Here is a 14,430-nt window from a genome sequence, read left to right as displayed (position 1 = left end):
TTCGGCGTAACGATAATGCAAACGATAACAATTATCAATCCAAATGTTAAAATTTATATCCGCATGATTCGTGAGGGAAATAGAATTAAAAAAGCCCTCTCGGTTGAGAGGGCTTAGCAAGGAAGGGAGGAAACTTATTTCTTATCGTTCTGCGGGAACTTCATTTCGCTGTAGCGTACGAAGTGAGTTCCTTTAATCAGCTTGTATCCGAACCAGATAATCAGGAACAGCGGGATACCAATATATGTTGCCGCTACGCCGCCCCAGTCAATGGTGTCTTTCAGGAACGCTTCGTAGTTCTGGCCCAGTGTGATAATCAGACACAGAATGAATGCGAAGATCGGCCCCAGTGGGAAGAAGCCTGAACGGTACGGCAGATCGTTAATGTCGTGTCCCTGCAATACGTAACCGCGACGGAAGCGGTAGTGGCTAATCGCAATCCCCAGCCAGGCAATAAAGCCTGTCATACCAGAGGTGTTCAGCAACCACAGGTATACCGTCTGGTTACCAAACATCGAGGTCAGGAAGCATAGACCGGCAATCACCGTCGTCGCATACAGCGCGTTACGCGGCACGCCACCACGCGACAATTTAGCGAAAATGCGCGGCGCTTTACCGTCACACGCCAGGGTGTACAACATACGAGTAGACGCATACATACCGGAGTTACCCGCTGACAGCACCGCCGTCAGAATAACAGCGTTCATCACCGCCGCCGCAGAGAGCAGACCCGCGTGTTGGAATACCAGGGTGAACGGACTGACGCTGATGTCTTTCACATCGTTACGCAGCAGGCTCGGATCGGTGTACGGAATAATCAGGCTGATGATCAGGATCGCGAACACATAGAACAACAGGATTCGCCAGAACACCTGACGTACCGCGCGTGGAATGTTTTTCGCCGGATCTTCGGACTCGCCTGCAGCAATACCGATCAGCTCGGTACCCTGGAAAGAGAAGCCGACAATCATTGCCACGCCGATCATTGCCGCAAAACCACCAGCAAACGGTGCTTCGCCGATTGTCCAGTTGCTCCAGCCCGCAGGCTGTGCGCCTTTGAAGATACCGATAATCATCAGCACGCCGACAACAATAAAGACAATAACCGTCGTAACCTTGATCAGTGAGAACCAGTATTCTGCTTCACCAAAGCCACGGACCGAAATGTAGTTCAGCAGGAAGATAACGCCGAGGAACAGCGCACTCCAGATCCAACCGGGTGTATCCGGGAACCACCAGCTCATAACCAGCTGCGCAGCAACCAGGTCAACGGCAATAGTCACAGCCCAGTTGTACCAGTAGTTCCAGCCCAGCGCAAAGCCAAAGCCTTCTTCAACATAGTTCTGACCGTAAGTGGCAAACGAACCGGAAACCGGCATGTAAGCAGCCAGTTCGCCGAGACTGGTCATCAGGAAGTAAACCATCAGGCCAATCAGCATATACGAGAGCAATGCCCCGCCCGGACCTGCCTGAGAAATCGTTGCGCCAGAGGCAACAAAAAGACCTGTACCGATGGAACCGCCAATGGCAATCATCGTCAGGTGACGCGCCTTTAATTCACGGCGTAAGCCCGGCGCTTCTGTGGTTTTAGTTTCGGAAACCATACAAAAATGCTATCCATCTTAAAAATGAGGCGCGATTGTAGCAGACGATTGGCAATCCTTCCGGCAGAAATACACGGTTATAAGACACCTTCATGATCGCCCCGGGATTATAAGTAAAGCAGCCAATCTCTTTTCTGGCGAATGCATGCTGCGGGCGCTGCGTCACGAAATCGACACAGCACCAGCATGTTCTTGTACAGCAACTTAACGCGGTACATTCGCGGGATTGCAATAGTCCAGAAAGCGCCGTAGCGCGTTGGAAAGGTGTTTTTGCCGATGATGTATACGCCACAACGTACGCATCAGGCGCGGCAGAGGGACCGCAACTTCACTTAACGTGCCTGCCTGCAATTGATCTTCAATGACCCGTCGCGACAGGCAACTAATTCCCAATCCATGACGCACCGCATGTTTGATTGCCTCGGAGTTACCTAACTCCATCGCCATCTCAAACTTCGGTAAATGTGACAGCAACAGATAATCGACAATCTCCCGCGTGCCGGAACCGCGTTCACGCAGGATCCACGGCGCGGCAGCCAGCTGTTCTAAGGTGACCGGACCACGGGCCAACGGCGAAGTCGGGGCGGCGAAAACCACCAGCTCGTCTTCCAGCCACGGTTCAGAAATGATTTCAGTGCTGTGGCACGGGCCTTCAATAAAGCCAATATCAACGCGGAAATCCAGCACCGCTTGCATCACGTCCTGGCTGTTCCCAACGCTAAGTTCAATCGGCAACTGCGGATAATCATGGCGATAACGGGCGATAACTGCAGGCAGAATGTAGTTACCGATAGTACTACTGGCATAGATACGAATCGCGCCGTTGTCTTCGCGAAACAGTTGTTCGATTTCAACCGCCTGTTCAAGCAGTGCCAACGCTCGCGGATAGAGCAGCCGCCCGTGTTCATTAACTACCAGTCTTTTCCCCACGCGATCAAACAGTTGCACGCCAAGCTGCCCTTCCAGGTCAGTCAAGGCTGCGCTCACTGCTGATTGCGACAACGCCAGCATCACCGACGCTTGGGTGGTTGATCCACTTTTCAATACTTCTGCAAAAACTTCCAACTGCCGGAGGGTGATGTGCATAGTCGCTTACCACTTATAAAGATTGATTATAAATATATAATCAATTTTATTTTTAAACCAGTTAGTCGTAACCTTATACCCGGTTAAAGGAGAGGGTTATGACGAATATCACCTTACAGAAACAACATCGTACACTGTGGCATTTTATTCCGGGGTTAGCCCTGAGTGCAGTTATCACCGGGGTCGCCCTGTGGGGTGGTTCCATTCCCGCGGTTGCGGGTGCCGGGTTTAGTGCCCTCACCCTCGCAATTTTGTTGGGGATGGTTTTAGGCAACACCATCTATCCGCACATCTGGAAAAGCTGTGACGGTGGTGTGCTGTTTGCCAAGCAATATTTATTACGTCTGGGTATCATTCTTTATGGCTTCCGTCTGACGTTCTCGCAAATTGCCGATGTCGGTATCAGTGGGATCATCATTGACGTGCTGACGCTGTCCAGTACCTTCCTGCTGGCTTGTTTCCTGGGGCAGAAAGTGTTTGGTCTGGATAAGCACACCAGCTGGTTGATCGGTGCCGGTAGCAGTATCTGTGGTGCTGCCGCGGTACTGGCGACTGAGCCGGTAGTGAAAGCGGAAGCCAGTAAAGTAACCGTGGCTGTTGCAACCGTCGTTATCTTCGGGACCGTCGCGATTTTCCTCTACCCGGCGATATATCCGCTGATGTCTCAATGGTTTAGTCCGGAAACTTTCGGTATCTACATTGGTTCTACTGTGCACGAAGTGGCGCAGGTGGTGGCGGCAGGTCATGCCATCAGCCCGGATGCAGAAAACGCAGCAGTTATTTCCAAAATGCTGCGCGTGATGATGCTGGCTCCGTTCCTCATCCTGCTGGCGGCGCGTGTTAAACAGCTGTCTGGGGCGAACAGCGGCGAGAAAAGCAAAATCACTATTCCGTGGTTTGCCATCTTGTTCATCGTAGTTGCCATCTTTAACTCGTTCCACCTGTTACCGCAGAGCGTAGTGAATATGCTGGTAACGCTGGATACCTTCCTGCTGGCAATGGCGATGGCGGCGCTGGGTCTGACCACTCACGTCAGCGCGCTGAAAAAAGCCGGGGCGAAACCTCTGCTGATGGCTCTGGTACTGTTTGCCTGGCTGATTGTTGGTGGTGGTGCGATTAACTATGTGATTCAAAGCGTCATCGCATAAACCACTACATCTTGCTCCTGTTAACCCGCTATCATTACCGTTTTCCTCCAGCGGGTTTAACAGGAGTCCTCGCATGAAATACATTGGAGCGCACGTTAGTGCTGCTGGCGGTCTGGCAAATGCCGCAATTCGCGCCGCCGAAATCGACGCAACCGCGTTTGCCTTGTTCACCAAAAACCAACGTCAGTGGCGTGCCGCACCGCTCACGACGCAAACCATCAATGAATTCAAAGCCGCCTGTGAAAAATATCACTACACATCGGCGCAAATTCTTCCCCACGACAGTTATCTGATTAACCTCGGACATCCGGTCGCTGAAGCTCTGGAAAAATCGCGCGATGCGTTTATAGATGAAATGCAGCGTTGCGAACAGCTGGGGCTTTCTTTGCTCAACTTCCACCCTGGCAGCCATCTGATGCAGATTTCAGAAGAGGATTGCCTTGCGCGTATTGCCGAATCCATCAACATTGCGCTGGATAAAACTCAAGGTGTGACAGCGGTGATTGAAAATACCGCCGGTCAGGGCAGCAACTTAGGGTTTAAATTCGAACATCTCGCGGCGATTATCGACGGCGTGGAAGATAAATCCCGCGTCGGCGTCTGCATTGATACCTGCCATGCTTTCGCTGCCGGGTATGATTTGCGTACTCCAGCCGAATGCGAGAAAACGTTCGCGGATTTTGCCCGTATTGTCGGCTTTAAGTATCTGCGCGGGATGCACCTAAACGATGCGAAAAGCACCTTTGGCAGCCGCGTTGACCGCCATCATAGCCTCGGTGAAGGCAATATCGGTCATGATGCGTTCCGCTGGATCATGCAGGACGACCGTTTCGACGGAATTCCGCTGATCCTTGAAACCATCAACCCGGATATCTGGGCAGAAGAGATCGCCTGGCTGAAAGCGCAACAAACTGAAAAAGCGGTAGCCTGAAGATGAATAACCGGGAGAAGGAGATCCTTGCAATATTAAGGCGTAACCCGCTGATTCAGCAGAACGAAATTGCGGATATGCTGCAAATCAGCCGTTCGCGTGTTGCAGCGCATATTATGGATTTAATGCGCAAAGGTCGGATTAAAGGCAAAGGTTACATTCTCACCGAGCAGGAATACTGCGTAGTGGTGGGGACAATCAATATGGATATTCGCGGGGTGGCGGATATCCGTTACCCGCAAGCGGCTTCTCATCCCGGTACAATTCATTGCTCGGCAGGCGGCGTTGGACGCAATATCGCCCACAATCTGGCGCTGTTAGGCCGCGACGTCCATTTGCTTTCAGTGATTGGCGATGACTTTTATGGCGAAATGCTCCTGGAAGAAACGCGCCGCGCCGGCGTGAATGTCTCCGGCTGCGTTCGTTTACATGGTCAAAGCACATCGACGTATCTGGCAATTGCCAATCGAGACGATCAAACCGTGCTGGCGATTAACGATACCCATCTGCTGGATCAGTTGACACCGCAACTACTGAACGGGTCGCGCGATTTACTTCGTCATGCGGGCGTGGTACTGGCTGATTGCAACCTGACAGCCGAGGCGCTGGAGTGGGTCTTTACCCTCGCTGATGAAATCCCGGTGTTTGTCGATACCGTTTCAGAATTCAAAGCGGGCAAAATCAAACACTGGCTGGCGCATATTCACACTCTGAAACCCACTTTGCCGGAGCTGGAAATTTTATGGGGCCAGCCGATAACCCGCGATGCTGATCGTAATGCCGCAGTGAATGCGTTGCATCAACAAGGCGTTCAGCAATTGTTTGTTTATTTGCCCGATGAGTCTGTTTATTGCAGCCAAAAGGATGGCGAACAATTTTTGCTGACTGCGCCAGCGCATACGACGGTAGACAGTTTTGGTGCTGACGATGGTTTTATGGCGGGCCTGGTGTATAGCTTTCTGGAAGGAAGCAGTTTCCGTGATAGTGCCCGTTTTGCGATGGCCTGCGCGGCAATTTCACGCGCCAGCGGCAGCTTAAACAACCCTACCCTGTCTGCCGATAACGCGCTTTCATTAGTGCCGATGGTGTAACAATCTTGCCGGATTCGACGCTTGACCGCGTCTTATCCGGCTCATAACTCGCGCACTACGCTAAACCAATAAAGAATCCTGCAATGGTGGCACTCATCAGGTTAGAAAGTGTCGCCGCCGCCAGCGCGCGTAAACCAAGCTGGGCGATTTCCGGCGCACGGTGTGGCGCAACCGCAGAAAATGCGCCAACCACCACCCCGATAGAACCAAAGTTAGCGAAACCGCACAACGCGAAGGAAATAATCGCCACGGTTTTAGCATCCAGAGTGCCAGCTGTTTGCAGATAAGGTGAGAAATTGAGGTAAGCGACAAATTCATTAATCGCCAGTTTCTGTCCAATCAAACTCCCGGCAAGATTCGCATCACTCCAGTCAACCCCCATCACCCACGCCAGCGGAGCCAACAGGTAACCTAAAATGGACTCCAGCGAGGCATGTTCAAAACCAAACCAGCCGCCAACGCCGCCGATAATACCGTTAATCAACGCAATTATTGCAACAAATGCCATCACCACTGTCGCCACACCTGCGGCGATTTTCAGCCCGGTCATTGCCCCTGTAGCGGCGGCTTCAATAATGCTTTTTGGCGGTGTTTCGGTGAAAGAGAGGTTATTAAAGGAAACCTGCGAAGATTCGGTAGCCGGGCTTAACAGGCGGGCAAACAAGATCCCGCCAGGGATCGCCATTAACGATGCCGCCAGCAGATATTCCACAGGCACGCCCAGTGCGGCGTAACCAATCATTGTCGAACCAGCAATCGAGGCCATGCCGCTGCAAATAGCCGTAAATAATTCATTGCGATTCAGACGATCGATAAAAGGTTTGACGATTGCCGGAATTTCGTTTTGCCCGAGGAAAATGGTAGTGACCACGACGAATGACTCGATCTTGCTGATATTCAATGCTTTCTGGAATATACCGCCGAGAATGCGAATTAAGATCCCCATCACACCGATGTAGTAGAGAATACTCACCAATGCAGTGACGAAGATAATTGCCGGTAATACCCTGAAACCAAAGATAAATCCTGCGCCATCAAATAAGGTGTCCATTTTCGGTCCGACCAGAGAACCGAAGATAAAAGCGCTACCTGCATCGCTGTACGCCATCACTTTATGGACGCCAAAAGCGACTTTTTCTGCGACCCAACGCCCTGGTGGTAACCAAAGCATAATGCCGCCAATCACGACCTGTAATACCAGCGCCGCACCGACAGTACGCAGGCTGATCTTCTTCTTGTTTACTGACAGCAAAAACGCAATTGCCAGCAGTACCACCATTCCCAGAACACTTCTCATGACATCCATAGTTATTATCTCTTCATGTCATTTTGGGCGACGGCTTTCTGCCCATCAGAAATAGCCGGGCCTGCATCTTGCGATACTGTCCCGGCTTGTTATCAACACTTAATGGGTTTTGATGTAGCCGCGCACGCACTCTTCGACTAATCCCCAGAACCAGTCGGTATCAATAGTGATGCCGACTTTTGTATTGGCGGGCTTGCCAAGAACGCCCAGCTCGTCGCAGACGGTACGTCCGTAACAAGGGCCACTGTTGACGTCCACTTCGACGTACATCTCCTGGGTTTTAATGCCATCGGGGTTAATCAGATAACCGATACAGGTGGCGTCATGTACCGGGCCGCCAGCCAGACCGTAGTTTTCGAACTGGGTTTTCAGAGTGAAGTTCATGATGTCGCTGAACAACTCTCCGGCAGGGCCGCCTGCCCTTTCCATCCGAGCAATCACGTCCGGAGTGCAAACGGTCTGGTTGGTGAGATCGAGGCCCATCATCACTAATGGAACGCCGGAGGTGAACACCACTCGCGCCGCTTCCGGGTCAGCAAAGATGTTGAACTCGGCAGATGGGGTGAAGTTGCCAGTACCGTAAGCGCCGCCCATTAGCACAATTTCACGGATTTTTGGCAGGATTGCGGGTTGCATACGCATTGCCACCGCGATATTTGAAAGCGGACCAACCGGCACCAGAGTGATATCGCCATCGCTTGCCATCAGGGTATCGATGATATATTTCACCGCATGGGTACTTTCTGCCTGGCGGGTCAGCGGCTCGAATACCGGGCCATCAAGTCCGGTTTCACCGTGAATATTATCGGCAACGATTTGTTGACGCATAATAGGTTGCGGCATCCCCGCATAAACCGGAACATTAATCTCCAGTTTCTGGCAAACATTCAGGCCATTAATTAATGTTTTATCGAGGGTTTGATTCCCCGCCACAATAGTGATACCTAATAAATCAATCGCCGGATGTTTCGCGGCCATCATTATGGCAATAGCATCATCATGACCCGGATCACAATCCAGAATAATTTTTCTCTTTTCCATTGTTTATTTCCTCTGTTTCCAGTTGCGTTATTTTTTCTACAGCAAAGAAAATTCGACCGGGCCGATGATTGAATCTTAACAACAGCGTACGTATGCTAAATATGAGAAATCTCATAGCGGATAAACATCGTGAAAGAAATCCACAATAATGATCTTAAGCAGCAATTGATGAGTGAGTCCGCGTATAAGGATTGCTTTTCAACGGATGTTTCAGCCGATACACGGCTGTTTCATTTTTTAGCGCGTGACTACATTGTGCAGGAAGGGCAACAGCCGTCATGGCTGTTTTACCTGACGCGAGGCCGCGCCAGGCTTTACGCCACGCTTGCCAATGGTCGCGTGTCGCTGATTGATTTCTTTGCTGCACCCTGTTTTATTGGCGAGATTGAGTTAATCGATAAAGATCATGAACCACGAGCGGTACAGGCGATTGAAGAGTGTTGGTGCCTTGCGCTCCCTATGAAACATTACCGCCCGCTGTTATTAAACGATACGCTATTTTTACGAAAACTCTGCGTCACCTTAAGTCATAAAAATTATCGTAATATTGTTTCTTTAACTCAGAATCAATCATTTCCGTTAGTGAATCGCCTGGCAGCATTTATATTACTCTCGCAGGAAGGTGATCTTTATCACGAAAAACATACCCAGGCGGCAGAGTATTTAGGTGTTACTTATCGTCACTTGCTATATGTGATCGCTCAACTCATTCACGACGGTTTATTAATTAAAAGTAAGAAAGGGTATTTAATTAAAAACAGAAAGCAGTTGTTAGGGCTGGCGCTGGAGATGGATCCGGAGAATAAATTCTCCGGGATGATGCAGTAAAAAATAATCTGGAATAGCGCGATTGCCGGATGCAACGCTTAATAAGCGCGTACATCCGGTAATGAAACTCAAGCTAAACCAATAAAGAACCCGGCAATGGTCGCGCTCATCAGGTTGGAAAGCGTTGCTGCTGCCAACGCCCGTAACCCAAGCTGAGCGATTTCCGGCGCACGTTTTGGCGAAATAGCCGAAAACGCCCCAACGACAACACCGATAGAACCAAAGTTAGCAAAACCACAAAGCGCAAAGGAGATAATCGCAATGGTTTTCACTTCCAGCGTGCCGCCCGTTTGCAGGTATGGGGAGAAACTCAGGTAAGCGACGAATTCGTTAATCGCCAGTTTCTGCCCAATCAGGCTACCCGCAAGGTTGGCATCACTCCAGTCCACGCCCATGATCCACGCCAGCGGTGCCAGCACATAGCCAAAAATACTTTCCAGAGAGGCATTGGAAAAGCCAAACCAGCCACCAATTCCGCCGATAATGCCGTTGATCAGCGCAATAATTGCCACAAACGCCATTACCACCGTCGCCACACCAGCGGCGATTTTCAACCCGGTCATCGCACCGCTCGCCGCCGCTTCGATAAAGCTTTTTGGCGGCGTTTCGCTGAACGACAGATTTTCAAATGTCACCTGCGAAGGCTCGGTGGCTGGGCTAAGAATACGTGCAAACAAAATACCACCAGGGATCGCCATCAGCGATGCCGCTAACAGGTAGTCAATTGGTACGCCCATTCCGGCATAACCAATCATCATCGAACCGGCAATGGACGCCATCCCGCTACAAATTGCCGTAAATAGCTCGTTGCGATTCATGCGATCGATAAACGGTTTTACGATCGCCGGGATCTCATTTTGCCCAAGGAAAATAGTGGTAACCGCAACAAAAGATTCGATTTTGCTGATGTTGAGGGCTTTCTGAAAAATACTGCCAAGAATGCGGATTAGCAGCCCCATCACGCCAATGTAGTACAGCAGGCTGATGAGCGCTGTGACGAAAATAATTGCCGGAAGTACGCGAAAGGCGAAGATAAAGCCCGCGCCATCAAACAGGTCATCCATTTTCGGCCCAACCAGCGAACCAAAAATGAAGGCGCTACCGGCATCACTGTAAGACATCACTTTATGCACGCCTAATGCCGCCTGCTCTACTGCCCATTTTCCCGGTGGGAAGTAGAGCATAATGCCACCAATAGCGATTTGCAGCAGCAATGCAGCCCCGACCGTGCGTATGCTGATACCTTTTTTATTCACTGACAATAAGAATGCAATTACCAGCAATACCACCATACCCACCAAACTTCTCATTATATCCATAATGATTTTCCTTTCATGCCAGTAAACCCGGCGTTAGCGCCAGGTTTTGGTATGTATGATCAGTACGGGCGACGGCTTTCTGCCCGTCAGAAATTAACCCGCGAGACGCTGGTATTCTTTGGCAATTTCGCTCGCCAGAATGGCGTTATTGAACACCAGTTGGATGTTGGATTTCAGACTGTCACCACCGGTCAGTTCAGCAACACGCGCCAACAGGAACGGTGTACTTTCTTTACCAATAACGCCCTGCTCTTCGGCTTCGGCGACGGCTTGATCTATGGCTGCATTGATAGATTCCTCCGGCATCGCAAACTGCTCCGGGATCGGATTCGCCACTACCAGGCCGCCGTTCAAACCGGTTTGCCATTTCACTGCCATTGCACGAGCAATTTCCGTGGCACTATCAAGGCGAATACTGACTTCAAATGGGCTGGTACGGCAGAAAAACGCAGGCAGCGCTTTTGTCTGATAGCCAATTAACGGTACACCGAAGGTTTCTAAATATTCTGTTGTTAATCCTAAATCGAGAATAGATTTTGCACCGGCACAAACAACGGTGACATTAGTATTTGCCAGCTCCTGTAAATCGGCAGAAATATCGAATGTATGTTCCGCACCGCGATGCACACCACCAATCCCCCCCGTTGCAAATACTTTAATTCCTGCCAGTGCCGCGATAATCATCGTTGAAGCAACGGTGGTCGCGCCATTTTTTCCTGCGGCAACGACAAAAGGTAAATCACGGCGACTGACTTTCGTCACGTTATGTCCTTCACGGCCTAACAATTCAATTTCTTCTTTGCTCAAACCTACTTTCATGACACCACCAATAATGGCGATTGTTGCAGGTACAGCACCGTGCTTACGAATTGTGTCTTCTACTTCAATTGCCGTCTCAGCATTTTGCGGGAATGGCATCCCGTGAGAAATAATGGTCGATTCCAGTGCCACAACCGGTTTTTTGTTTTTTAAAGCGTCCTGCACTTCCGGGGAAATTTGTAATAATTCAGGGGAAATTTTTAATTCAGACATTCTGCGTTCTCCACTAACGATATAACGTTGGCAATCGATAAATCGGGGTTATTGGTGTATTCACAGGAGAGCGCCATTGACGAACATCCCTGTGCGAAACGAACAGATTCGGCAAACGGCATTCCGTCTACCCAACACGAAGCAAGTCCCGCCATCATGGCATCGCCCGCTCCGGTAACATTAATGACATTGGTTTTAATCGGCGCAGACCAACCACTTTCACCGCTGATATCACTGTAATAAACGCCGTCGCCGCCCATGCTCAATACCAGTCGGTTCAGGCCATGTTGATGGAACCAGGCGGCAACCTTTGCCACATCTTCACGCCCTGACAGCGCAATCCCACTCAGGGTTTCCGCTTCAAGGCGGTTTGGCTTGAGAGTGTGGATCAGATTTAGACGGTCGCGCACTTTGACACATTTCCACGCAGAAACAGGATCGACAAATATGGGTACGTTGGCGGCATTATCCAGAATCCATGCCAGTGCCTCTTCACTGATATTACAGTCCGCGACAATGACCTTTGCCCTCTGAATAAATTCACGGTGCTGTGCGAGATATTCAGCTGTAATAGCGTTGCTAATATTCATGTCATTTATAGCAACCAGCATTTCACCGGTATTATCGAGTAATGATAAATAGCTCGACGTATTTTCTCCCGGCACAATCAGGCATTTATCGACATAAACGCCAGATTGATTGGTTTGCGTTAGCAGCGATTGACCATAAAAATCACTGCCTACGGCGCTCAGTAGCCAGGCTTTATTACCCAGCAACGCCAGGTTTTGTGCAATATTGCGCCCTACCCCACCAGGCGTAAATTTTATTTTACCTGGATTTGAATCCGCATAATTTAATGATTCATGTGAATATCCGGCGACATCAATATTCGCCGAGCCTATAATTACGACATAATCCTTTTCGCGCATAGCACGTCCTCTGGTAAAAAATTACCAACCCTGTCAATCCACAAGAATATAGATACTGCAAAGACGGTTTAAACATGTGTTCATATTTAAACATGTGCTCATAGTATGCATGTTTTACGTAAAGTAAATTGCCGCCAGAGAGGCAAAATGGGCAGATTTGAGCAGGCTCACAAAATGCGATTAAATGCCTGAATTACAAAAGTGAGAAATTTGTGACGGGATGCACAGAACAGGAACACTAAAAAAGGGCAGAAAATAATCTGCCCTTGAGGAAATAACCTTAGTGTTTGATGAACATTTCAGGTTTCTACTGAAAGATAAAACCATTTAAATTCATAAAATTACATTCACAAACTGGTCATTCCCTTTGCGCTCATCAAATGTTACAGGGCAGGAAATTTCTGCCCTGTAACACACCTTTTATTACGCTGCTTTCGCTACTGCGTCCACTTCCGGACGTTTCAGGAAGGCATAGGCCAAACCCGCCACCAGCGTACCGGCAATAATTGCTACCAGGTAACCCAGTACCGGCGTAATAGCGCCAGGGATCAGCAGAACAAACAGACCACCGTGCGGTGCCATCAGTTTCGCACCAATCGCCATTGAGATTGCGCCAGTCAGCGCCCCACCAACGATACAACACGGCAGCACACGCATCGGATCACGAGCAGCAAACGGAATTGCACCTTCCGAAATAAAGCACAGACCAAGAACCAGAGCGGCTTTGCCACCTTCCTGCTGCGCTTTGTCGAATTTGCGACGCGCCACCATTGTTGCCAGACCCATTGCCAGCGGTGGCACCATACCTGCCGCCATAATCGCCGCCATCGGGCCATAGGTTTGAGTACTCAGCAGACCCACACCGAATGCGTACGCTGCTTTATTTACCGGACCGCCCATGTCAGTACACATCATGCCACCGAGGATCGCCCCCAGCAGAACCGCATTCGCAGTCCCCATGGTCTGCAGCCAGTGAGTCAACCCTTCGAGAATGCCAGCAACCGGTTTACCGATCAGGTAGATCATCGCCAGACCGACCACCAGACTGGAAATTAGCGGAATGATCAGGATCGGTTTCAGCGCCTCCATACTCTGTGGCAGTTTCAGTTGCGTACTGATTAACTTCGCAATGTAACCAGCCAGGAAGCCCGCAATAATACCCCCAATGAAGCCAGAACCGGTGCTGACCGCCAGCATACCGCCAATCAGACCCGGCGTGAGACCCGGACGATCGGCAATGGAGAAGGCAATGTAACCTGCCAGTACCGGCACCATCAGCGCAAAGGCTGAACCACCACCAATCTGCATCAGCGCCGCTGCCAACGTACCCGGCTCTTTAAACGCTTCGATACCAAAAGCAAAAGAAAGCGCGATACACAGACCACCTGCAACGACCATCGGCAGCATGTAAGAGACGCCCGTCAGCAAGTGACGGTAAGCGCCTGCACCCTCTTTCTTACCTTCAGTGGTCGCTGTTTGAGCTTTGCCCGCCGGTTCATACGGCGTTGCTTCAGCAACCGCTTTATCCAGTTCCTGCGCGGTTTTCTTCAGCGCCAGACCGGTAGAGGTGCGATACATCGGTTTACCAGCAAATTTCGCCAGATCCACTTCGATATCTGCCGCCACAATCACCAGATCCGCTGCGGCTACTTCTTCAGGGGTGATCGCATTACCCGCGCCAACAGAACCACGGGTTTCAACTTTCACCCACCAGCCACGTTTTTTCGCTTCGGTTTCAATGGCTTCAGCCGCCATAAATGTGTGTGCTACGCCAGTCGGGCAAGCTGTCACCGCAACTACGCGTTTCGGACCGCTGGTGGCAACTGGTGCTGTCGCAGCGACCGGTGCAGTGTAAGGTTTCGCATGGCCTTTAGCTTCACTCAGGAACAGCTCAGGGTGCGCAACTGCCCGGGAAATATCGCCCAGCCAGACATTTTTACCGTTCAGCGCGCTGTCGTTCGGGATGGAATCACCGAGAACAATCGCCATTTCAGCGTCGTTCGGATTGTCGATGATTTCCAGTTTTGCTTTTCGCGCCGCCGCGCCCAGCAGGGTCTTCGCCATATAGGCGCGTGCCTGACCGAGATTAGCGTCAATAATCAGCAGCGTTTTCAT

General features: G+C 50.4%; 12 protein-coding genes. 4 read left to right on the top strand and 8 right to left on the bottom strand.

What is annotated here, in order from left to right:
- Positions 1 to 134: 134 nt before the first annotated feature.
- Both lysP and yieE read right to left on the bottom strand, forming a co-directional pair.
- Positions 135 to 1,604 (bottom strand): lysine-specific permease, encoded by a 1,470-nt coding sequence (lysP, locus tag FQ015_RS07270; RefSeq protein WP_000253276.1) that lies wholly within the window; start codon positions 1,602 to 1,604, stop codon positions 135 to 137.
- A gap of 204 nt (positions 1,605 to 1,808) precedes the next feature.
- A complete protein-coding gene (gene yieE, locus FQ015_RS07265) occupies positions 1,809 to 2,690 on the bottom strand; it encodes a DNA-binding transcriptional regulator YeiE (RefSeq protein ID WP_032218944.1) in 882 nt (293 codons plus the stop codon).
- A 98-nt stretch (positions 2,691 to 2,788) separates the two neighbouring features.
- On the opposite strand from yieE, the gene FQ015_RS07260 reads away from it, so the two are divergent.
- From FQ015_RS07260 to FQ015_RS07250, 3 genes are all read left to right on the top strand, one after another.
- A complete protein-coding gene (locus tag FQ015_RS07260) occupies positions 2,789 to 3,838 on the top strand; it encodes a YeiH family protein (protein WP_000182053.1) in 1,050 nt (349 codons plus the stop codon).
- A 73-nt stretch (positions 3,839 to 3,911) separates the two neighbouring features.
- Positions 3,912 to 4,769 carry a deoxyribonuclease IV gene (gene nfo / locus FQ015_RS07255; RefSeq protein ID WP_039020523.1) on the top strand — a complete coding sequence of 286 codons (858 nt, stop codon included), beginning with the start codon at positions 3,912 to 3,914 and terminating at the stop codon, positions 4,767 to 4,769.
- Positions 4,770 to 4,771: 2 nt separating this feature from the next.
- On the top strand, positions 4,772 to 5,860 hold the full coding sequence (locus FQ015_RS07250) for a sugar kinase (protein ID WP_039020522.1): 1,089 nt from the start codon (positions 4,772 to 4,774) through the stop codon (positions 5,858 to 5,860).
- A gap of 55 nt (positions 5,861 to 5,915) precedes the next feature.
- On the opposite strand, the gene FQ015_RS07245 is transcribed toward FQ015_RS07250, so the two are convergent.
- Both FQ015_RS07245 and rihB read right to left on the bottom strand, forming a co-directional pair.
- Complete coding sequence (locus FQ015_RS07245; RefSeq protein WP_160523894.1) at positions 5,916 to 7,166, bottom strand: NupC/NupG family nucleoside CNT transporter; 1,251 nt, start codon at positions 7,164 to 7,166, stop codon at positions 5,916 to 5,918.
- Positions 7,167 to 7,265: 99 nt separating this feature from the next.
- A complete protein-coding gene (gene rihB / locus FQ015_RS07240; RefSeq protein WP_000415429.1) occupies positions 7,266 to 8,207 on the bottom strand; it encodes a ribosylpyrimidine nucleosidase in 942 nt (313 codons plus the stop codon).
- Between the two features lie 129 nt (positions 8,208 to 8,336).
- Between rihB and FQ015_RS07235 the strand changes: the two genes are divergently transcribed.
- Positions 8,337 to 9,035: a transcriptional regulator YeiL gene (locus tag FQ015_RS07235; protein WP_000658615.1), complete on the top strand. Its 699-nt coding sequence runs from the start codon at positions 8,337 to 8,339 to the stop codon at positions 9,033 to 9,035.
- Positions 9,036 to 9,103: 68 nt separating this feature from the next.
- Here FQ015_RS07235 and FQ015_RS07230 read toward each other — a convergent pair whose 3' ends face one another.
- The 4 genes from FQ015_RS07230 to fruA form a co-directional block, all read right to left on the bottom strand.
- Complete coding sequence (locus tag FQ015_RS07230; protein ID WP_039020521.1) at positions 9,104 to 10,354, bottom strand: NupC/NupG family nucleoside CNT transporter; 1,251 nt, start codon at positions 10,352 to 10,354, stop codon at positions 9,104 to 9,106.
- A gap of 93 nt (positions 10,355 to 10,447) precedes the next feature.
- Positions 10,448 to 11,386, bottom strand: coding sequence for a pseudouridine-5'-phosphate glycosidase (gene psuG, locus FQ015_RS07225; RefSeq protein ID WP_001292440.1), 939 nt, complete (start codon positions 11,384 to 11,386; stop codon positions 10,448 to 10,450).
- The gene (locus tag FQ015_RS07220; RefSeq protein ID WP_039020520.1) at positions 11,374 to 12,315 is read right to left on the bottom strand and encodes a pseudouridine kinase; all 942 of its coding nucleotides are present in this window, start codon (positions 12,313 to 12,315) and stop codon (positions 11,374 to 11,376) included. The genes psuG and FQ015_RS07220 overlap by 13 nt, the downstream gene beginning before the upstream one ends.
- A gap of 423 nt (positions 12,316 to 12,738) precedes the next feature.
- Positions 12,739 to 14,430, bottom strand: coding sequence for a PTS fructose transporter subunit IIBC (fruA, locus tag FQ015_RS07215; protein ID WP_000854458.1), 1,692 nt, complete (start codon positions 14,428 to 14,430; stop codon positions 12,739 to 12,741).

This window comes from Escherichia sp. HH26CH, assembly GCF_009820205.1.
Lineage (GTDB): Bacteria > Pseudomonadota > Gammaproteobacteria > Enterobacterales > Enterobacteriaceae > Escherichia > Escherichia coli_F.
This window is presented reverse-complemented; position numbering and strand designations above follow the sequence as displayed.